This is a genomic window from Parendozoicomonas sp. Alg238-R29, from assembly GCF_947331445.1.
Classification (GTDB): domain Bacteria; phylum Pseudomonadota; class Gammaproteobacteria; order Pseudomonadales; family Endozoicomonadaceae; genus Sansalvadorimonas.
In genome coordinates, this window is sequence record NZ_CAMZOG010000011.1 from 1 (window position 1) to 20,907 (window position 20,907).

Here is a 20,907-nt window from a genome sequence, read left to right on the forward strand (position 1 = left end):
TCGCCCTCGCTCGATAAGAAAACCAGTGTCGTCAGTTTAGTCTACGAATCGTGGCTGAGGTTAGGTGGTAATCAGGTGGCGTTTTGGAAGAGGTGCGCCGACAAAGTTTGCAGGGGAGTGAAATGGTTTATCGTAAGAGTTGTGGAGGTCTTCTATGCCGAGAGTCTTTCGATAATCTACATCAAGCTGGAACCCCTTTTCTTGCTCTACCTCATCATGATTTGCATCAGATACTGGAAAGAAAAGTTAGGCAAGTGCCTGTTCATAGAGGGTGTACGATACAACAGTTTCAGCTGGACTCTCGAGGTGTCGATGTAGTGCTGAATAACGGTGAAAAGTGGCATGGAGATTTGTTGTTGGCTTGTGATGGTATTCATTCACAAATCAGGCAAACGATTTATCCAGATATAACCCTGTCAGACTTGGGGCTGTTTTGCTGGCGATTTATAACTGAAAAGCCAGAAGGTATTCAAACGGATCCACAACTGTTTTTTGGACGAAACTCTGCCTTTTTGATTTACCCGATGATTAATAATCGTGTTTACTGCTATGGCCATATAGCTGATAGCTGCACGAAATCCCTTCCTGATGATAAGGCGAGAGAAGAATTACAGTCACGCTTTGACGGTTACTACTCTCCTGTTCGGTCTGTGTTAACAAACTTACCTCCAAGTATTCGCTTAATTTGTGGCCGTATGCAGGTAATGCCAAAATCTGTGTGGGGTGGGGAAAGAGCTTTGATTCTAGGGGATGCTGCTCACGGATGTGGTCCAATTCTGCAACAGGGTGTGGCTCAAGGGCTGGAAGATGCATCTCTACTGACTGAAGAGCTTAATAAAACTGAAGATCTTAATCAGGCTTTGCATAGCTTTATTTTCCGAAGAAGTGCCCGGGTTAACTGGGTCGGGAATTACTCAAATACTAAGCTTAAAGATTTGTCTTCAACAGAAGAGATAAGCAGAAATGAGTCGTTAAAACAGAATGGCCCTATTCATACATGTGGTTGGAAGCAGTTATTTGCAATGCCTTTATGAATTTAATCAGAGGTAGTTTTGTTTTGTCTTCGGTGGGCGCTTATTACGGGAAGTTCTCGATGTCGTCTTTTTTGCGGCTTTGGGGAAAAGAGTTTTATTTAACTCGTATACGGTTTGCAGATAATTTTCTATCGCTTTGGACAACCCGGGTATAGCTGTATCAAGGATAGCGACAAGGTTTTCAGTTTTGCCCTCACTTTTTTCAATGGCGTTTTCTATAGTGTGTTCAAAGCTTAAATCATCAACCACCAGTGCATTGATTTTTTTCTGCGCATTCTCTGCTTTTAAGGCTAAATAGCTGGCATCTTCCAGGCGTTCTTCTGGCCCTTTCTTTGTTGTTATTTCTTGTTGTAATAACCCTTCCATACCCAAAAGCGAAGCAAGAGCTCTAGCTTGTTTGAAATGGTTGGTCAATTGCTGACGAAGTGGGCTGTTTGAGGACATAATAAAGTTTAAAATATTTTTTTGAAGAATTTTTTAACTTTGTTTACTGGCTTGTGAATAACTTCATTTGCCACCTTTTCTGCGGTTTTCTCGGTCTCTTTCGCTACGTCCTTGGCAACATCCTTAATCTTTCCCTCAGCCTTTTTGGCAGCCTGTTCTACTGTATTAAACGTGTCTTTTATATCATTATGTAGTGATTTAAAGGAGGAGAAAATATCATCCTTGAAGAAATCTTCGACCTCCTCTGCACCTTCTTTTATGCCATAACCAACCATTGTTGCACTGTTTTTTAAACTATCTCCGGCTTTGGAGAATGCGTTGCCTATTTCTTGGCCAGCATCTTTGAAGGAATTCCCAACCTTTTGACCAGTTTCTGAAAATGCGTTGCCTACAGTATTTACTGATTGATTCACGCCGTTTTCAACATGAGAGTCAAACTGGGTGAAGTTTTCTTTAAGGCTATGGCCGATATTTTCAAACCCTTGTTTATAGTGATTTCCAACAGTTTTAATGCCTTCCAGAGAAGATTGTGCTGCATCGTTAAAAACTTTCTTAGTTTCATGGCTTATTTTCGAGAATCCTTGTGCAGCCAAATACAGGGCTACTTCTCCAAGACCAGGTTCTTCCGTTTGCACACCTTCTTCTGTATCGACTGACGTGCTGGGAGACGGTGATGATTGTGGACTCAGCTCTTCGCTGACGGCGGTAAACGTTTGGGACAGAGTATTACCTGTCTGGGTGTGACCGTTGCTTATCACTTGGGCTGAAGACTCCACACTGCTTCCTAGATCATTGATCCATGATTCAAAATCATTCCAGGAATTTTCATTGACCAGAGTTTGCGGTTGTTGCAGAGCCTGATTGATTTTTTCTCCAGTTTGGCGAGTTGTTTCAGCTAGAGAAGACATGTCTTTTTCAATCGCAAGCCCGCTCTGGCGAAAGCCATTTTCAACCTGAACCGCTACTTTTGAAACTTTTTCGCCAATGCTTGGTTGATCCTGAGCTATTGTCTGCGCGGCTTGCTCTATACCTTTACGCACATCATTGCCAGCCACCTTCAGGCCAGCATTCATCACGCGACTAGAGCTTTCGAAACCATCTGCCAGAGTTGTTGCCACAGCTCCAAACCTACCTTTTTCCACCTCTTTAGATACTTGACTGAGAGTAGTACTCATGATGTCAGCGGCTCGTTCAGCCGCTTTTTCCATTTTGTCGCCTGCCTTATGAAACCCCCCTTCTATTTGGCGAATTACCGTTTTCGGAGTGGCTTTAATGCTTTTGGGGGAGGCTCCTTGTGCGGAAGCCGTTTCCTGGGTTTTATTTTCCTCTGGCACTGATGCAGTGGCTTTTGCTTCTGCCCTCGCCGCAAACTGAGCCTGGGCTTCTTTAATATCTTTAAGAACCGGTTGGTATTTGAATGATCGGATTTGACTAAATGGCGTCAGGAAAGCCCGGAATGTGGCTTTCAGTGTGGAAGTGGTTTTCTCAGGGGATTCGGTATTCAGAACACGGGCTGAGAGGCTGGGGTTTATGCCCGATGCTCCCCGCGATGAACCGATATCCATGCTGCGCTTCCTTTGTCTGTACCCATTTTCAGGTTAGTACATTGAGCTATATGACTCTAACTTTTTAAGCCAAACCGAAAGATTCATCTAGACTTTCAAAGGTTGTAGGGCGCATCTCATTAAAGCAGAGCTGAGAACGCATGGTTTTGTTATGTGGATCCGCAATGCCTGTCGAAAACATAATCTTTCACTGAAATTTTTTATCAGTGCTTCCGGGGAGACGAATATGCAGGTGGAACCCGCTGTTCTCATTACATTTCTGGTGTATTTTCTGGGGATGCTTGGCTTGGGATTATTGGCCTGGCACAGAACCAATACCAGTGAAGATTACTTTCTTGGCGGGCGTTCACTAGGGCCATGGACAACAGCTTTAAGTGCCAGTGCTTCCGATATGAGTGGTTGGCTGTTACTCGGTTTGCCTGGGTATGCTTTTGCGGCAGGCATGGAAGCATTCTGGTTAGCGGGGGGGATTCTGTTGGGAACCTGGGCAAACTGGTCACTGGTTGCCCGCCGCCTTCGTGTTTTCAGTGAAGCCGCGGGTAATGCTCTCACTCTGCCAGAGTATTTTTCTAATCGGTTCCATGATAAAGGCCGTGCTCTGCAGGTCATTTCTGCGGGTTTCATTATTCTCTTTTTCCTGTTTTATACCAGTGCAGGACTGGTTGCCGGAGGCAAACTGTTCGAAACAGCGTTTGGGTTGGATTACCGCATAGCCGTTATCGTTGGGGCTATCAGCGTGATTTCCTACACGCTTTTTGGTGGTTACCTTGCGGTGTGCTGGACGGACTTTGTTCAGGGTTTGATGATGGCTGCGGCTCTGGTTGCGGTTCCTCTGGTTGTAATCGATCAGGTTGGCGGTTTTCAACAGATGGTGCAAACTCTGGATGACCATAATCCTGCACTGCTAAATCCCTTTACCGACAAAGCCGGTGAACCTCTGGATATGATTCTGGTTTTATCTCTCCTTGGGTGGGGGCTTGGGTATTTTGGTCAGCCTCATATTCTTGCTCGTTTCAAAGGAATTCGAAGCCAGAAGGATCTTCCCGTAGCCCGTGCTATAGCCGTGGGCTGGAGTGGGGTATGTCTTGTAGCAGCGCTGATGGTTGGTCTGGCAGGGCTGGTCTACCACCTTAACACTGGGGTCACCGTCAGTGATCCTGAGCAAATTTTTATGGTGCTTGTGGGGACCCTGTTTAATCCGGTGGTGGCCGGTATTCTGCTGGCAGCTATATTGGCAGCTGTAATGAGTACAGCTGATTCCCAGTTGCTGGTTTGCTCAACGGCTTTCGCGGAAGATTTTTATAAAGATGTTTTCCATCCAGAGGCTGATCAGCAACGAGTGCTCTGGGTGGGGCGGTTAGCCGTTGTGGGAATTGCGGCGATTGCCACAGCTCTGGCACTGGACCCAGAGAGCAGTGTTTTGGGAATGGTGGCTTATGCATGGGCTGGGTTTGGCGCTGCTTTTGGCCCGGCTCTTGTTATCAGTCTGTTCTGGGACAAAATGACCCGCAATGGTGCTCTGGCCGGAATTGTGTCCGGAGGCCTGACCGTTGTTATCTGGAATCAATTCAATGGTGGCATTTTTGAGTTGTATGAACTGATTCCCGGGTTTGTTGTATCCTGTCTGTCCATAGCTGTAGTCAGCCTGGCGGATCAGACACCATCGTCTGAGGCACAGAGCATCTTTACAAAAATAAAACAGCATTTGGAAACTGTTGATGCTTAAGGTATTGACCATTATTAGTAGTCTTGATACTTAATAGGCAACACCATGCCCGAGCGTCTGTTCGGGCTTCTTCATAAGAGAATGATAATACCGGCGCTCGTTGATGATGGCAGGCACCACAAGTGTCGCTGTGTCACAGGTAGCCAGACGGAGGAGTTATGACTGAGTATTCTTCATCTGAACTGATGGAACTTGAGCATAAATATGGCGCCCATAATTATCACCCTTTGCCGGTTGTTCTAGATAAGGGAAAGGGAGCCAAAGTCTGGGATGTTGAAGGGCGAGAGTATTTCGATTTCCTTTCTGCATATTCGGCTGTTAACCAAGGACATTGTCATCCAAAAATTATTCAGGCGATGACAGAGCAGGCTGAACGCCTGACACTGACCTCTCGAGCCTTCCACAGCAGTGCCCTCGGTGTTTTTGAGAAATACATGGCGGAGTATTTTGGCTTCGATAAGGTTTTGGCTATGAATACCGGAGCTGAAGCTGTAGAAACAGCAATTAAGCTGTGCCGGAAATGGGCATATCAGAAAAAAGGCATTGAGCCCCATAAGGCCAGAATCCTGGTCTGTGACGGCAACTTCCACGGTCGTACTACCACCATTATTTCCTTCTCTAACGATGAAGAAGCCAGGGCGGATTATGGTCCATACACTCCCGGCTTTACCCACGTCCCGTACAATGATCTGGCAGCCATGGAAGAAGCTATGCAGGCACCAGATATTGCCGGTGTTCTGGTAGAGCCTATTCAAGGGGAGGCAGGGGTTATCATTCCGGATGATGGTTTCCTGAAGGGCATTCGGGAATTATGCACTAAACATAATGCGCTGATGCTGGCCGATGAGGTGCAAACCGGGATTGCCAGAACCGGTAAATTGCTAGCTGTGAACCATGAAAATGTGCGTCCGGATGTTCTGATTCTGGGAAAAGCAGTATCTGGTGGTGTGTACCCGGTTTCCGCAGTACTGGCTGATGACGACATTATGCTCTGCATCAAGCCTGGGCAGCACGGTTCTACTTATGGCGGTAATCCCATGGCTTGCCAGGTTGCTATGGCAGCGCTGGATGTTGTTCGCGATGAACAACTTGCCGAAAATGCTGAAATTCAGGGGGCAGCTTTGCGAGCCGGGCTCAGGGAAATCCCCCATCCACTCCTGAAAACCGTTCGTGGTCGCGGTCTGCTTAATGCTATTGATATTGAGCCTGCTAACGGCATTGACGGTTGGCAGGTGTGTCTGAAGTTGGCGGAAAATGGCTTACTGGCTAAACCGACTCACGAACATACCATCCGTTTCTCCCCACCTCTGGTCATTTCCAGTGAAGAGGTTCAGGAGTGTATTGGTATTTTGAAAAAAACCTTCGCGGAGCTGTAAGAGCCTCTTTTTGAGCAGATAAGAGAAAAGGCCTCGATTGAAATGATCGAGGCCTTTATTTTTCTGGCTGGTTCTCCGTTACTCAAGAAGCATGTAGAAAGGCCAGTACAAAGCTCCTGCAACGAATACCCACAGGGCGACATCACCAATAACTTTCTCCATTTTCAAGAGACGACGGGATTGCTTCCGGTTCACAACGGCTTCCTTGCTGAATAAGTGAAATTTAAGGTTGATGGGAAGCCGCTTCAGAACGCCTGTCGGGCCGCCACAAACTTCATTTAAGACGACCCCTCAGGAATTGCGACCAGAAATTCATAATCATTTCTTATTGTTTTGAGCGTGATTATTACTTTCCTTGGGAAATACCCAAATTACAGGGGAGCTAACCAGTTTGGGTTGGAGAGCGGGCAAACGGGTTGGTTATCGTTGAGGAGTAGCCAGCCAGAATCACTCCCGGATGCCGAAACTGAATTTTTCTGCGAATCTGGGAAACCTTTCGCCGGGGTAGGTCAACCAGAACCAGGCAGGCTCCGGAATCAATATCTTTCTGAAACCGGGCAATATGGTAATTCAGGCGAGATATACCCATCAGGCCACCAGACCAAGCTCCAAATAGCGTGAAGACAAGAGTTGTAAAAACTACTTCAGCAATGCCGAAGCTGTTTGGGATCAATTGAAGTACGTGAACCACATATGACCACACCAGGCTGATGCAAAGACCAATAATGGCGCCACGTTCGCCAAGGTGAATGAGGTCATAGCGCTGGAAGAAATGGGCGGGATGAATATGGTGGTGATAGAGGCCAGCATCGTCAGTGCTGAGCCCGTGAATGTGCCATTCTCCAACACCAGCCCGGCGCAGATCACTGACCAGACAATCTGCTTCGTCAACAGAGTGAGTAAGATAGTAGAGCCGCTTCATTATCTGACCCCCGAACAGGAAGTGCATTCAGTATATGAAGCGTTCACGGAAGCAATAAACGGATTTGCTCTTTCTATATGTCTTTTGCTTATCAGGCGAGGGTGTGTTTCTTTTTCAATAGGGCCTTAAAGCGAGCCTGTTTTTCTTCTTCACTCAAAACCTCAGCGGGAGGTAGGTCAGGAACCAGCGGGCTGGTATCCAGTGAAGAGGGTGTAGTGTTTTCAGGTTCGCTGGTTTTGCCTTTTTCCATCCACTCATCCATCACATCCAGTGCTTCCAGAAACCCGGCTTCATCGGGGTGTTCTTCTGGCATAGCATCCAACTTGGTTGCTATGGCTGTTCGAATACGAAGCAGTTCTTCCTGAGAGGCAGTGCTTCCATTGTCAGCGAGCCACTGACGGGCCGATTCACCATTGGTGGCCATGTATCTACAAATCCTTGATCTTTTCAGGCGGGGAATTCTACCACAGCACCTGAAAGGTGCCTGCTGTTTCTCAACCTGTTACTACCGTTTATCGCTGTTTCGGTATATACCAGCCTGTGATCTGATCTCTGGCATCCTAAAATAGTGGCTCATCCTAGTCATGACGGATCATGAACGTAAACGCACATCAGTTTCCATCGGTTTTCACGATGGCTCGGGATCTTTTGGTCGAAAAAATTATCGACATTGAGCCAGGTACCGGCTGGCACAGGCTGGAACAGCAGGTTGATTGTCTAGTCAGTAACAACTGCATCGAACAGTTGGCCTGGCTTGCAGCCGGACGTGGCGTGCGTACTTTCTGGGCGAACAGGAAGAGTTCCCTGATCTCAGCCGGCCAGGGCGTAGCTCTTTCGATCCGTATTGGCGACACCGTTCCACCCTCGCAGGTTTTGCGTGAGAGTGAGCCTTTGATGCGGGAAGTTCTTGCTGCGTGCCCAAATGCCCGCTTTTACGGAGGAATGGCGTTTTCTGAGCAGGCTGGTGATCACTGGTCAGGTTTTGGTGGTGGACAAATCCTGCTGCCACGCTTTGAGTTACTCAGTTATCAAGGGCAACTGATTTTAGCTTGTAACCTCCAGCTTCCTCTAGGCTCTCAGGGTGTTGCTCTTAAAAAGCAGATAGCGATAGAGGCTCAGACTTTGGCCGTGATCGAAGATCTGAATCGGTTCCCTAAAACCCTGCCAGTTGCCACTGTTACGGGCAATATTCCTGTCTGGGCGACTTGGGAAGCTCAGGTTGATACGGTTCTTGAGGCTCTTGAAAAAAGGAACCTGGCTAAGGTGGTTTTATCCCGGGAGCAGACTCTCTCCATCGATGGCGAGTTGTGCCCCTGGTCAATGTTGATGCGCTGGCAAGCCATGACCCCGGAAACCTACCGTTTCGCGCTCTGGAACAATCACAACGAATGTTTTTTCGGAGCGTCTCCGGAGAGTCTTTATCACCGGCACAAACAGAACCTCGACAGTGAGGCTCTGGCCGGAACCGCACCAAGAGGCAGGACTCCTGTTCAGGATCGTAAACTGGCTGCCAATCTTTTAGCGGATGATAAAAATCGCCGGGAGAATTCGCTGGTTATGCGGGCTATTACCGATGCGTTGTCTGAATGCAGTGAGAGTGTGGAGTTCACCGCTGATACCAATCTGGTTAAGCTGCGCAGTGTTCAGCACTTGCGGAAAAAAGTGCGAGCCTATCTGAAACCGGATACCACCGATGCCGAGCTTATCGAGCGTTTACATCCAACACCTGCGATGGGTGGGGCACCTAAAGCGGAAGCGCTCTCGCTGATCCAGCGACTGGAAACGCACCAGCGGGGCTGGTACTCCGGGCCGTTCGGCATGATTGAGAAGGATGGGGCGGATATTTCTGTTGCCATTCGGTGTGCTCTGCTTCAGGGGCAAAGTCTGCGTCTCTACTCTGGCGTTGGCCTGGTTCCTGGTTCGCATGCGGATGAGGAATGGGCAGAACTTGATAGCAAGTTGAAAACCGTACAATCCCTGCTGAATGTTAAGTTGTGAGCACCTGATGCAAGAAGAAAAAGATTTTACCAGTGTGTGGTGCGATCTACTGTTTGAAGAACTGTATCGCAATGGTATTCGGCAGGTTTGCCTTGCTCCAGGCTCCCGTAGTGCACCGTTGACTCTGGCTGCTGACCGTCATAATGGTCTGACCTGCCACTGCCATTATGATGAGCGGGGGCTGGGATTTCTTGCTCTGGGAATAGCAAGAGCACTCGGAGAGCCGGTTGTTGTTATTACTACGTCAGGCACTGCAGTAGCCAACCTTTCCCCGGCTCTTCATGAAGCTCGGGAAGCAGGCGTTCCTCTGTTAACATTAACTGCTGATCGACCGCCGGAATTGCTGGGTTGTGGTGCCAACCAGACTCTGAATCAACAGGGAATCTTTGGCTCTTGCCCAGTGCACAGTGTTTACCTTCCCAATCCAGAACCATCTTTACCTGCTCGCTGGCTGCTCTCCACCATTGATGAAGCGGTTGCTGTGCTAAAACGGCCGAATGGTGGGTGTGTACATATTAATCAGCAGTTAAGGGAACCTCTCTACGGCAACGGGGTGAAGTTTGATCCGTTTTCCTGGCTTTTACCTGTTAAATACTGGTGCGAAGGGGATTCCCCTGTTTGTGAATGGCCTCTTCAGCCAGATCTAGTCACTGAGGATCTTGGGGGGCATAACAAGGTAGTCATTATTGCTGGTGTTTTATCTCCAGCAGAAAGCCAGTCGGTCAAGTGCTTGATAGAAAGAACAGGTGCTGTTCTGATCGCGGATATTCAGTCTGGGCTTCATGGGCACTCTCGGGCCTTAACCTGTTCTGATCTTCTGTTGGCTAACGAAACTATTCAGAAAGAGCTGCAACAAGCTGCATTAGTTATTCAATTCGGGCGACGTTTTGTTAGCAAGCACCTTGGGCTGTGGTTGACAGAATGGCAGGGCGAACATTGGTATATTGACCCTCGACAGGATCGTCATGATCCCTTTGGTTCTGTCACCCGCAGAGTGAGCAGTTCCATTGAAAGTTTTTGTCAGAATCTCAATGTGGACACTCAAGATAAAGAATGGGCCGACTCTTTGGTTCATTGTGGGCAAAAGCTTGGTGGTTATGTTGATACAGCCATCAGTACTGAGGGGGGGGTAACGGAACCCTGGGTCGTCAGGGAAATAAAAACTGCGCTGGATCAGCAGCAACTGTTTCTTGGAAGCAGTATGCCCATTCGGCTGTTCGACAGTCTGACAACCCAACCGCTGAATACCCATGTCGTCGCCAATAGAGGTGTCAGTGGTATTGATGGTTTGGTGGCTTCCGCAGCAGGACATGCCATTGGGGCTGGCCAGAAAACAGTTCTGGTGATTGGTGACCTGTCACTGCTCCATGACCTGAATTCCCTGCATCTGGCTGCTAAACATGGCTTGCTAGTGGTTGTTCTGAATAACAGCGGCGGTAGTATTTTTAATATTTTCCCTGTTTCCAGCGCTAATGCCCGATCACAGTATTTTCAGGTTGAACATGATCTGCAGTTTACCGGGGCTGCAAATATGTTTGGCCTTAATCATTACCGACCGGAGACGCGCGCGCGTTTCAAGGCGCAGCTCTATGAAACGCTGAAAAGTTCACAGGGTGCTCTGATTGAAGTGTGCACTCCTCCTTCTGAAGCCACTGATATGTTTGCTGGTTTTCAAACCCATGCCCGGGACATGTTATGGGATTAAATTGTATCGATCACGGAGGGCAGGGCCGTGCTCTGGTGATGATCCATGGTTTTTTGGGTTCAGGAGAAGACTGGTTGCCGGTAGTGCCTTCTTTGAAAGAGCACTTTCACTGTTACACCATCGACCTGCCTGGCCACGGAAAGAGTGATGGGATTAAAAGCCCAACAGTGAACAGAGTTGCAGATGTTGTTTACTGCACATTGAAGAATCACAACCTTCTTCCATCCATACTTGTGGGCTATTCCCTTGGTGGCCGGGTTGCTATGGCTCTGGCGAATCGTTGGGGCGAAGAACTCTCCGGTCTTGTTTTGGAAGGTGCTCATCCGGGCTTGACATCCTTCGAAGAAAAAGAGCAAAGGCTGGTGAGTGACAGGTGCTGGGCTGAAAGGTTTAAAGCCGAAGCTGCAGAGACTGTTTTGAAGGACTGGTATTGCCAGTCCGTGTTCAGTTCTCTATCGAGTGAGGAACGAGCGCTTCTAGTACAGAAACGCTGCACTCAAAATAGCGGTACTGAGTTAGCAGATATGCTGATGGGGTGCAGTCTGGGAGCGCAGGAAAATCTATGGTCGTTCTTTGAAAAGGCTTCCTGCCCGGTTGGCTATCTGGTTGGTGAATATGATCGAAAGTTTTCAGCACTGAAAGAACAGTTGAGTCACCTTGCAGATATTCGTACGGCAACAGTGATGGGGGCAGGCCATAATACCCATCGTGATAACCCTGAGGAGTTTACTGCTGCGCTTTTGGCATTGGGCTTTGTTATTGAGTTTTGTCAATAACAGGGATGAATACCGATAAGCCATTTCCTAAAGAGCCTGTTACTAGGTTTTTTAGGAAATTGTTGTTATCCCACCTGAAGTAAACTGAAGATAGATTTATGACCACATCTCCTGTTCGTGATGCTCTTGCCTGGAACTGCTGCACTGAAGACTATGAAGATATTCTTTACCACAAGGCAGAAGGCATTGCCCGAATCACCATTAACCGCCCACGGGTACATAATGCGTTCCGTCCGTTGACTGTTATGGAAATGCAGAAAGCACTGGACGACGCTCGTCGTGATAGTGATGTCGGCGTTATCATTCTCTGCGGTGCAGGTGGTAAAGCTTTTTGTTCCGGTGGAGATCAGAGGATTCGTGGTGATTCCGGCTACAAAGATGATAAGGGTGTTCATCACCTGAATGTTCTGGATTTTCAGCGTCAGATTCGCACCTGTCCTAAGCCTGTAGTGGCCATGGTTGCTGGTTATTCCATTGGTGGCGGCCATGTTCTGCATATGATCTGTGATTTAACCATTGCGGCTGAGAATGCTGTTTTTGGACAGACCGGTCCGAAGGTTGGGTCTTTTGATGGCGGTTATGGCGCCAGCTATATGGCTCGTTTGGTTGGTCAGAAGAAAGCCCGTGAAATCTGGTTCCTGTGTCGCCAGTATTCTGCCCAGGACGCACTGGATATGGGGCTGGTCAACACTGTTGTTCCTCTGGAAGAGCTGGAAGAAGTGACCGTGGAATGGTGTCGTGAGATGCTGCGTAATTCTCCACTGGCGCTGCGTTGCCTGAAATCTGCCCTGAACGCTGACTGTGATGGTCAGGCAGGGCTTCAGGAACTGGCCGGTAATGCAACCATGCTGTTTTACATGACTGCGGAAGGTCAGGAAGGTCGTAACGCGTTCGTTGAAAAGCGTGATCCCGACTTCAGCCGCTTTCAGCGCAATCCTTAATGACTGTTGGTATGCAAAGCTTTGACATGAAAGTGTCGGTATACCAATGGTCCCTGCCGCTGTCTGGTTCCCTGCCTGGGTGCCCAGACGGTGAGCGGCAGGGTCTGCTTCTGTGGCTGGAAAAAGATGAAGGTGATGGTCTCGGAGATTGTGCGCCATTGCCTGGTTTTAGTCAGGAAACTCTGACAGAAGCAAAGGATGCTTTGGTTACCTGTGCTCGCTTGCTCGCTGAAAATCCTGCGATGTTTAAGGATATAAGCGAGCATGGATTACAGAACACGATTGCAGATTCTTTAATGTGGCCGTCATCGGTTATTTTTGCAGTTGAGTCTGCGGTTGACGAACTTGATTTCACCGAGTCCAATAGTTTATATCACCCAGAACCGTCGGTTTGTCGGTTGCTTGCAGGGGATAATCAACAGGTTCTGTCTGTCGCGAAGTCTGTAGAGTCGGAAACAAAACTGGTTAAAGTAAAAGTATCCCGTCAGTCTGTCACCGACGACATAGCACTGGTTGAACAGTTGGATAGCTGTTTGCCTGATGATGTGGAAATCAGACTTGATGGAAACCGACGCTGGAATCTGAATCAGGCTTTGGAGTTTTCCAAAGCTATACCTCGCAACCGAATAAGCTTTATTGAAGAACCTTTGGCTGAGGTTGAGCAACTTCCAGAATATGTTTCCAAGGGGGGGCTGCCAGTTGCTCTGGATGAAAGTCTTCACACAGGAAATATCTGGGGTACGGGTTGCCCTGGCGTTTTCGATGGGTTAGCGGCACTTGTTGTAAAGCCAACACTGGCTGGTGGCGTTTATCGTTGTCGACAGCTTGCTGAGTTTGCCAGAATGCATAAACTTGAACTGGTTATCAGCTCATCCTATGAAAGTAATATCGGAATAGGTACCCTTGTTCGTCTGGCTGAAAGTGTGGCTCCATGCACAGCTTCTGGCCTCGATACACTGAGTGTTTTTCAAAAGCGGCTTGTACACGGATCTCAGGGGCCTTGTTCTGAAACAGCGCCATTGCTACTCCGTGAGCAACAAGAATTCTATGAGAAAGTAGTCCTTCGTGAACAACTGCAACTTATCTGGTCCAGCTATAACCCCTGAAGGGTGTCCACTTGCACGGCAGGTTTCCAAAAATCCTGATGCTGTCGCTATTATGGCCGGGGAGTTGTACTGGACATGGCAGGAACTGGATCACCGTGTGCAGGATATGGCCTGTGGCCTCATTGAAGCAGGAGTTGAGAGTGGTCAGGTTTTGGCTGTTTCATCGGCAAACAGCCCAATGCTGGTGGTTTTGACCCTGGCTTGTCTTCGGGCCGGCATTATTATTCTGCCTCTGAACCCTCGTTTTCCTGAAGACAAAATCCAGAACATTGCTGAACATGCAGGAGTTTCAGCCTTCTGGAGTGATGATAATGTCATGAAAGAGAGCTGGTCAGAAATTATGCTCCCTGACAACCTTCATAATCTGAAAGGTAAGGACCAGACATTTCAGTGGGATGATAATCGCGTATCCACTCTGGTTATGACATCCGGCAGTAGCGGATTGTCTAAAGCTGTTGCCCACAATTTTTCCTGTCACAGAGTCAGTGCACAAGCTTCTCAAGCGATTATTCCGTTAACTGAGAATGACAGCTGGCTGCTGTCATTGCCCTTGTATCATATTGGTGGCCTGGCGCTTTTGTTTCGTTGCCTGTTGTCTGGCGCTTCTATTGTATTTCCTGATCATCGTTCTGATCTCGCGCAGACTCTTATCAAGCGACGGGTAACCCATGTTTCCATGGTAAATACCCAGCTTTATCGTTTGCTCAATGATGACAGTTTTGCTTTCGGGAAAAGTGAAGTGAGTACATTGTTAATGGGAGGCGGATATGTTTCCGGTGCCCTTGCGGAGCAGGCTCAGGCTCACGGTGTGAAGGTTCTGACCACTTATGGCATGACAGAAATGGGCTCTCAGATTTGCACTGGACAACCGTCATTTCTTGCTTCAGGAGCTTTAACCTCTGGTTCTCCTCTTCCTCATTGTGAGGTGAATATTTCAGGGCGTGGAGAGATTCGTGTACGTGGTGCATCACTGTTTCTTGGCTACTGGCACAGAGGGGTATTGAATCGTCCGATAACAGACGATGGCTGGTTTTGTACCGGAGATACTGGTATCTGGTTTGGTGACCAGATACAAATTAATGGTCGTATTGATAACCAGTTTATTTCCGGAGGCGAAAATATTCAGCCGGAAACTATTGAGCGTGTGTTGCTGGAAATGTCTGATATAGAACAGGCCATAGTGGTTCCTGTTTCTAATCTGGAGTATGGTCGTCGCCCGGTTGCTTTTGTACAGAGCAAAAACAAACCTGAAAACGAAGTGTGGCGGTTATATCTGAAACGCCGGTTACCGGGCTTTATGGTGCCCGATCAATTTTTACCCTGGCCAGATTGTAAGGGTGATATGAAAAATTCTTCCCAGCTGAAAGTGAATAGGCGTAAGTTGGAAAAACTGGCTGAAAAATTGTCGTGTCATGAAAAATATCAAAGGTCATCTCAGCCTGTGTCGGAGCAAACTATGATGGAGGATTCTGATAACGCAGTGTCTGCCTCTGTTGATTTGCCAAAGAACGCAGCCCCAGTTACCCGTGCGTTTATTGCCTATATGTTGCCCCTTGATCTGGCGGCAGCTGTGCATAAAAAAGTGAGACGGTTCGGGCCGGCAGGTGATAATCGCCGTGTACGATGGACACCGCCTCAGAACTACCATCTTACGCTGCGCTTTTTAGGGGACAGCTCTCCTGAACAGTTGCATGCTGTTGCAGAACAGTTGCGCCAGCGTTTGACAGATTTCCAGCCTTTTGTCTGTATGAGCGGGGGAGTCGATTATCTTCCCAGCCACAATCATCCGCGGGTGATGACTCTCAAAATTCACTCCGGTCGGCGGATGGAAGACTTACATTCCCTTTGTGAAGACATTGCCTTGAAAGTAGGCTTCGGGCCGGATAAACGCCTGTTTCGCCCCCATGTGACTCTAGCACGTACTGGTGGTATTGAACGTAGTCATCTCGGAAGTTCTGCTTTCAGCATACCCTGGAGGTTACCGGGGTATCGCTTGCAGGTTGGCGAGGTTGCACTGGTTTCCAGTGAGTTGAGCAGGGATGGAAGCCGCTACAAAATACTGGAGTCTTTCCCTCTGGCTTAGGTTCTGTTGACGTTAGGTTATCGATCCCAGCATTCCCGAGCGTGTTTACAGCTAGGCGCAGCTCCGCTGGAATGCTGGCCCCTTTCAAGGGCTGCAACGACTCTGTAAATTCATGTAGGTTTTGGTGCGCTTGTTTCGGTTTCTACGCTTGTTTCGGTTTCTACAAGTGTTGACTGCTATCAATACTATAAAACTCCATAGCAGGTAAAGTGCTTTTTACTTATGCACTGAAATCTGGGGTTGCTCATGGAGTTAGTTTGTCCCGCGGGTAGTCTCCCGGCATTAAAGGCTGCTGTTGATCATGGGGCTGATGCGGTTTACATCGGCTTTCGCGATGATACTAATGCCCGCCATTTCGCGGGGCTGAATTTTAATGAGGCCAAAGCCCGCAAGGCACTGCAATACGCCCGGGATAAAGGCGTGAAAGTGCTGGTGGCGATTAACACTTTCCCCCATCCCGCTGGCTGGTCTCGCTGGACCTCTTCTGTCGATGCTGCCGCAGACCTTGGGGTGCATGCCATCATTGCCGCCGATCCGGGAGTGCTTGGTTACGCACGGGATAAACACCCTGAGATGCGGCGGCATCTCTCAGTGCAGGCTTCGGCCACAAATCTTGGCGCGTTGGCGTTTTATCACGAGAGATTTGATGTTACCCGTGCCGTATTGCCTCGGGTGTTATCGCTTTCTCAGGTGCAGGCTCTTGCTGAAAAAAGCCCTGTAGAGCTTGAAGTCTTTGCCTTCGGCAGTTTGTGCATTATGGCCGAAGGCCGCTGTTGGTTGTCTTCCTATCTCACCTCAGAGTCACCTAACACAGTGGGTGCCTGCTCGCCGGCGCGGTATGTACGCTGGGAGGAACAGGGAGCTTCCATGGATACCCGGTTAAATGGTGTGTTAATTGATCGTTTCGACCCTGAAGAACGGGCAGGGTATCCAACTCTTTGTAAAGGGCGTTATCAGGTTAAAGGGGAAACCCTGCACGCTCTGGAAGAGCCAACAAGTTTGAACACTCTTGGGCTCATTCCAGAGCTGGAGCGGGCAGGTATTACTGCGGTAAAGATTGAAGGGCGACAGCGTAGCCCAGCTTACACAGCAGAGGTGACGCAGGTATGGCGTGAAGCGCTTGATGCTTATAAAGCGAACCCTGAAACTTTCTCTCCCCAAGCCAGCTGGCAAAAATCTCTGGCTGGGTTGTCGGAAGGATGTCAAACAACGCTGGGTGCCTATCACCGGGCCTGGCAGTAGCTCAAAGGATTATACTTATGGAAATTACTCTTGGGCCACTGCTGTATTTCTGGCCGAAAGATCGTGTTATTTCTTTTTATCGGGATGTGTGTGAGTGGCCGGTTAACCGTGTTTATCTCGGAGAGACTGTTTGTAATAAACGCCGTCAGATGAAGCTGGGTGATTGGCTAGCCATCGGTGAGGAGCTCCAAAGCGCAGGGAAAACAGTTGTGCTTTCCACTCTGGCTCTGCTTGAAGCTGCCTCGGACCTGGCGGCTCTGAAAAAAGTCTGCGATAACGATCGCTTCCACGTGGAAGCGAATGATATGGCAGCTGTTCATAAACTCTCACAAGCAGGCATCCCCTTTACTACCGGACCATTGTTTAATATCTACAACGCTTACACTCTGAAAGAGTTGATTGATTGTGGATTGGAACGGTGGACGTTACCCCTTGAACTGTCGGCCACTGATTTGTATTGCATTCTTGGACAGGCTGATGAGCTGGGATTAACCGATAAGTTTTCTACAGAAGTGTTTGTCTGGGGCATGATGCCTTTAGCGGTGTCGGCCCGTTGCTTTACTGCCCGTGCTCACGATTTACCGAAAGATGATTGTCAGTTTGTCTGTATGCAGTACCCGGAAGGGTTGCCTGTATACAGTCAAGAAAACGACAGGGTGTTTACTTTAAATGGTATTCAAACCCAGTCAGGCCGTTGTCTGAATCTGCTTGGTGACGTACCGGCTATGGCCGCTAGCGGTGTTGATGCCGTACGTGTTTCTCCTCAGCCTGATGGTACCAAAGAGGTTGTACTATCTCTGGTAGACCAGGTTTCTGGTGTTGGTGAGCATGAATTGGTTCACCCTGCCGGCTGCTGTCAAGGGTATTGGCATGGTAAAGCTGGAATGGTGCCAATGGTTGATATCACACCGTAAAATACTTTTCTCCGGGCATTAAAAAGCCCCAACTTTCGTTGGGGCTACATACTCAATCGCATTCGAGTACGGAGATATGCAAAGCACTGTAAAGAAATAGCGGGCTACGACCCCCGGTCTTTCAATCTGTCGTAAGACAGTCTCCTTGGTTGCTTATCCTATCTTCAAAGAGATTCATTACAATAGCATTGTTGTATTTCAGAAATTCAGCTGGTGTATTTCTTGGCTACATTCTCCACCGACCAACTTGACCTGAATCTCCTACGCACTCTTATCGTGCTTCTGGAAGAAAAAAATACCCACCGGGTTGCAGAACGACTGGATATTAGTCAACCGAGCGTTAGTCGCGCTTTGGCTAAATTGCGAGAGCAGCTTAATGATCCTCTGTTCTTTAGAGAGAAAAGGGGGTTGCGACTGTCTGCCAGGGCAGAAAGCCTTGCTCACTCGCTGCCCGAGGCTTTTGATGCGCTGTTACAGACCCTTGAACCAGAGCATTTTGATCCGGGAATGTATCAGGGCAATCTTAAAATTGTTGTAAACACTTTCCTTGCAGAAACCTATGGTCGCAACCTCTATCAAAAACTGAAACAACAAGCTCCCGGAGCTGAGCTGGAACTGTTCAGCTGGGGAGATGATACCTGTGGCCTGATTGAATCCGGGCAGATTCACGCAGCCCTCAGTTACACCGCTATGAACCTGCCGCAGACATTTGTCCAGTGCCGGGTAGGGCGTGATCTGTTTGGTTTGATGGGCAGAAAAGAGTTGAGCATTCTGCAGAGAGAGGTGGAAGATCATGATCTAAGCCGTTACCCCGTTGCCGGCTTGATTAACCCGCCGGTTAATTCCCGGACTATGCCGTTGAGAAAATCTTTGGCCAAGCGTGGCATTCATATGAATGTTGCCATTCGAAGCCAGCACCTTCGTCCACTGTTGGAAGTGATTGAAGAAGAGGATGTACTTATGCTGGCACCGGAAAAGCTGGCAGAAAAGCTGGGGGAGCGGTTTGCTTTCGCCAGGTTTCGCAGCGAGCCGGAAGCCTCATTTGCGGATATCTGCATGATTTACAGTGGCAGAAATCGCTATTCCCCTATGTTTGAATGGCTGGAAAAGAATTTTATTGAGCTTTTTTCATAACGAAACTAATAAGTAAGGAACTGTTTGAGAGGTGCGCCGTCTAACGGCGCGTTGTGTCTGTCTGTCACAGGTTCCTTATGATATTTGTCAGATCGTTTCCCAAAATGACACTGGCTCCGGCCCTTACTATTTCAGTGTTATTTTTTGTGCCTTCCATTTCAGCGCAAACTGAGGAAATAAAACAGGATGAATGGTACGCCAGCCAGCATGGTGGCGTAGTGTCCTGTTATAACCTCAGTGCTGAAGTGGGTGGCAGTTTTCATTTAGATCGCTATTTGCTGATTCCTTCTGGCGGAGCAAAAGGTGGATCGCAATCATTTCTGGGAGCAGAAGAGAGTGCGACCACAGCGCTGCAGCGCAAAGGTGAGCTGCAGCGGGGCAATATTCCTTTCTACTATGAGCGATACCATCTGGATAACCAGTTCCATATTTTGAATGGACGGTTAATCAGTGGATCATTCAGCCAGAATGGCAGCTTGAGAGGGCTGGGCAAGGTTGAGCTATGCCAGTTTGTAGATGAGAAGCTTGATAATCTCAGTCAGCTTGAGCACTGTAACAGTTTTACTGCTCATGGTGTAGTAGTCGATGCCATAGGGGATGTGAACGGGCCTGGCCAGAAAGGTTCGTGCGAGCAGTTTGTTAATGTGCCCACAGATACGGCTCCATTGGTTTTGATTGCCCATGATACGGCGAAACACTATCGCCATGTTTATGACCCTATGCATCGCCTTTATCGGCACACCTTATTCAGTACCATTGATTTCGGCCATTACAACAATGCGGGAGCATCGGCGTCCATAGCAGTTGCTGGTGGGTCGGCCTTATTGACAGCCGCTGCACTGCCAGTGGCTCTCTTTTCAGCACCTCTGGCGTTGCCAATGGCGGGAATTGGTTTGGCGGGAATATTGGCCAGTACTTACTGGTTACGTGATTACTACGACAGCCCTTTACAAAAAGCACAAACTCGAAGTAAAGATCTTTCTTCAGAACGATCCGAGGTAGTGCGGAATATAAATACAGCGCGCGCGCGAACAGAGACTACCCAGAGAATGCTTTTTGATCGCTATGGCATTCAGGGGAGTTCTGAACAGCTGCGTGCTTACCTGACGGATTATGGTCAGCGTACTGACCGACATCGCCTCAATACCCTGACAGAGCGTTCTGATCTGGAAAGGTTTAGAGGAAAACTTCAGGATGCAGAAAGAAAACTCAAAGAGATTAATGGGAAAGATAAGCAGATTGCTGACCTGAACACTCACCTGCAGGATATCGACGGTAGAATTGCTCGAGTAGAGAGGAGTCTGTCCAGAGACATCGGCTTTGCAGATGCTCCGGCTCCTTCAGAAGGGCTGCCTTATCCAGATATGCCATCCCCTGGTGGCCCAGTACCTTCCGCGCCACCGCTTTCTGAAGTGAATGCTGAGAACCGCTTGCCTTATCCTGAAGTAGATAGAATGCCCTTGGCTAATGACCCCTATCCTTACGCGCCGCCTCAATCGGTGGGTCAGGTGAGCCCTCCAGTTTCCAAGTCTAAAGTGACTTCAACAGCAAGGCCGGAAGATCACCATGCGTCCACAAAGCTGAAGCGCTTGCAGGGAGAACGGCAGGAGATTGTTTCTGAAAGAGGTCGTTTGTTGCGGGAAAATAAGAACGCTTTTTACGAGCGGGAGCAGACGCAGGGAACAATTTTACATCTTGAACAACGTATTCAGGCTGTCCGTGAATCCCTGGATAGAAAGGATGCGATCTTTGAGCGGGAGGTTGGTGAGCCTAAACGTTTGCTGGAAAGCTATTTCGACGCTCAGAGTCTTGTTACGGTGAATCAGAACCATCGTGACAAACTTGATGCGAAGATTTCAGAAGTGACATTGCATAAGGAACTTATGGCTTTGGTCAGTCAATATCAGAATGCCCAGTGTCAGTCCCGTTAGTACTCGGTCG

17 protein-coding genes are annotated in these 20,907 nt (G+C 48.5%); 13 read left to right on the forward strand and 4 right to left on the reverse strand.

All coding sequences use genetic code 11. The annotated features are described in order from the left end of the window. Window positions 1-92: 92 nt before the first annotated feature. Window positions 93-1,034 (forward strand): NAD(P)/FAD-dependent oxidoreductase, encoded by a 942-nt coding sequence (locus QMA35_RS04480; RefSeq protein WP_281645999.1) that lies wholly within the window; start codon window positions 93-95, stop codon window positions 1,032-1,034. Window positions 1,035-1,040: 6 nt separating this feature from the next. Here the strand turns inward: QMA35_RS04480 and QMA35_RS04485 are convergent, their stop codons facing one another. Continuing rightward, window positions 1,041-1,448: a hypothetical protein gene (locus tag QMA35_RS04485; RefSeq protein WP_281645934.1), complete on the reverse strand. Its 408-nt coding sequence runs from the start codon at window positions 1,446-1,448 to the stop codon at window positions 1,041-1,043. 38 nt (window positions 1,449-1,486) lie between these two features. Beyond that, window positions 1,487-2,686 (reverse strand): hypothetical protein, encoded by a 1,200-nt coding sequence (locus QMA35_RS04490; RefSeq protein WP_281645935.1) that lies wholly within the window; start codon window positions 2,684-2,686, stop codon window positions 1,487-1,489. A gap of 583 nt (window positions 2,687-3,269) precedes the next feature. Here QMA35_RS04490 and putP point away from each other — a divergent pair. Both putP and rocD read left to right on the forward strand, forming a co-directional pair. Further along, on the forward strand, window positions 3,270-4,769 hold the full coding sequence (gene putP, locus QMA35_RS04495; RefSeq protein ID WP_281645936.1) for a sodium/proline symporter PutP: 1,500 nt from the start codon (window positions 3,270-3,272) through the stop codon (window positions 4,767-4,769). Between the two features lie 158 nt (window positions 4,770-4,927). Then, the gene (gene rocD, locus QMA35_RS04500; protein WP_281645937.1) at window positions 4,928-6,145 is read left to right on the forward strand and encodes an ornithine--oxo-acid transaminase; all 1,218 of its coding nucleotides are present in this window, start codon (window positions 4,928-4,930) and stop codon (window positions 6,143-6,145) included. A 382-nt stretch (window positions 6,146-6,527) separates the two neighbouring features. On the opposite strand, the gene QMA35_RS04505 is transcribed toward rocD, so the two are convergent. Continuing rightward, on the reverse strand, window positions 6,528-7,067 hold the full coding sequence (locus QMA35_RS04505; protein ID WP_281645938.1) for a hypothetical protein: 540 nt from the start codon (window positions 7,065-7,067) through the stop codon (window positions 6,528-6,530). Between the two features lie 91 nt (window positions 7,068-7,158). Beyond that, complete coding sequence (locus QMA35_RS04510; protein WP_281645939.1) at window positions 7,159-7,491, reverse strand: hypothetical protein; 333 nt, start codon at window positions 7,489-7,491, stop codon at window positions 7,159-7,161. A 170-nt stretch (window positions 7,492-7,661) separates the two neighbouring features. On the opposite strand from QMA35_RS04510, the gene QMA35_RS04515 reads away from it, so the two are divergent. From QMA35_RS04515 to QMA35_RS04560, 10 genes are all read left to right on the forward strand, one after another. After that, on the forward strand, window positions 7,662-9,065 hold the full coding sequence (locus tag QMA35_RS04515; protein WP_281645940.1) for an isochorismate synthase: 1,404 nt from the start codon (window positions 7,662-7,664) through the stop codon (window positions 9,063-9,065). A gap of 7 nt (window positions 9,066-9,072) precedes the next feature. After that, on the forward strand, window positions 9,073-10,770 hold the full coding sequence (menD, locus tag QMA35_RS04520) for a 2-succinyl-5-enolpyruvyl-6-hydroxy-3-cyclohexene-1-carboxylic-acid synthase (RefSeq protein ID WP_281645941.1): 1,698 nt from the start codon (window positions 9,073-9,075) through the stop codon (window positions 10,768-10,770). Continuing rightward, entirely contained in the window at window positions 10,761-11,546 is a 786-nt protein-coding gene (gene menH / locus QMA35_RS04525) for a 2-succinyl-6-hydroxy-2,4-cyclohexadiene-1-carboxylate synthase (RefSeq protein ID WP_281645942.1), read from the forward strand. Before menD ends, menH begins: the two co-directional genes overlap by 10 nt. A 98-nt stretch (window positions 11,547-11,644) precedes the next feature. Further along, window positions 11,645-12,487 carry a 1,4-dihydroxy-2-naphthoyl-CoA synthase gene (menB, locus tag QMA35_RS04530; RefSeq protein WP_281645943.1) on the forward strand — a complete coding sequence of 281 codons (843 nt, stop codon included), beginning with the start codon at window positions 11,645-11,647 and terminating at the stop codon, window positions 12,485-12,487. Between the two features lie 11 nt (window positions 12,488-12,498). Beyond that, complete coding sequence (gene menC / locus QMA35_RS04535; protein WP_281645944.1) at window positions 12,499-13,593, forward strand: o-succinylbenzoate synthase; 1,095 nt, start codon at window positions 12,499-12,501, stop codon at window positions 13,591-13,593. Beyond that, window positions 13,553-15,676 carry an o-succinylbenzoate--CoA ligase gene (menE, locus tag QMA35_RS04540; RefSeq protein WP_281645945.1) on the forward strand — a complete coding sequence of 708 codons (2,124 nt, stop codon included), beginning with the start codon at window positions 13,553-13,555 and terminating at the stop codon, window positions 15,674-15,676. Before menC ends, menE begins: the two co-directional genes overlap by 41 nt. 246 nt (window positions 15,677-15,922) lie before the next feature. Further along, on the forward strand, window positions 15,923-16,918 hold the full coding sequence (locus tag QMA35_RS04545; protein ID WP_281645946.1) for a peptidase U32 family protein: 996 nt from the start codon (window positions 15,923-15,925) through the stop codon (window positions 16,916-16,918). A 17-nt stretch (window positions 16,919-16,935) separates the two neighbouring features. Beyond that, window positions 16,936-17,832 carry a U32 family peptidase gene (locus QMA35_RS04550; RefSeq protein WP_281645947.1) on the forward strand — a complete coding sequence of 299 codons (897 nt, stop codon included), beginning with the start codon at window positions 16,936-16,938 and terminating at the stop codon, window positions 17,830-17,832. A gap of 222 nt (window positions 17,833-18,054) precedes the next feature. Then, window positions 18,055-18,966: a LysR family transcriptional regulator gene (locus QMA35_RS04555; protein WP_281645948.1), complete on the forward strand. Its 912-nt coding sequence runs from the start codon at window positions 18,055-18,057 to the stop codon at window positions 18,964-18,966. A gap of 77 nt (window positions 18,967-19,043) precedes the next feature. Beyond that, entirely contained in the window at window positions 19,044-20,897 is a 1,854-nt protein-coding gene (locus QMA35_RS04560; protein ID WP_281645949.1) for a hypothetical protein, read from the forward strand. Window positions 20,898-20,907 lie beyond the last annotated feature (10 nt).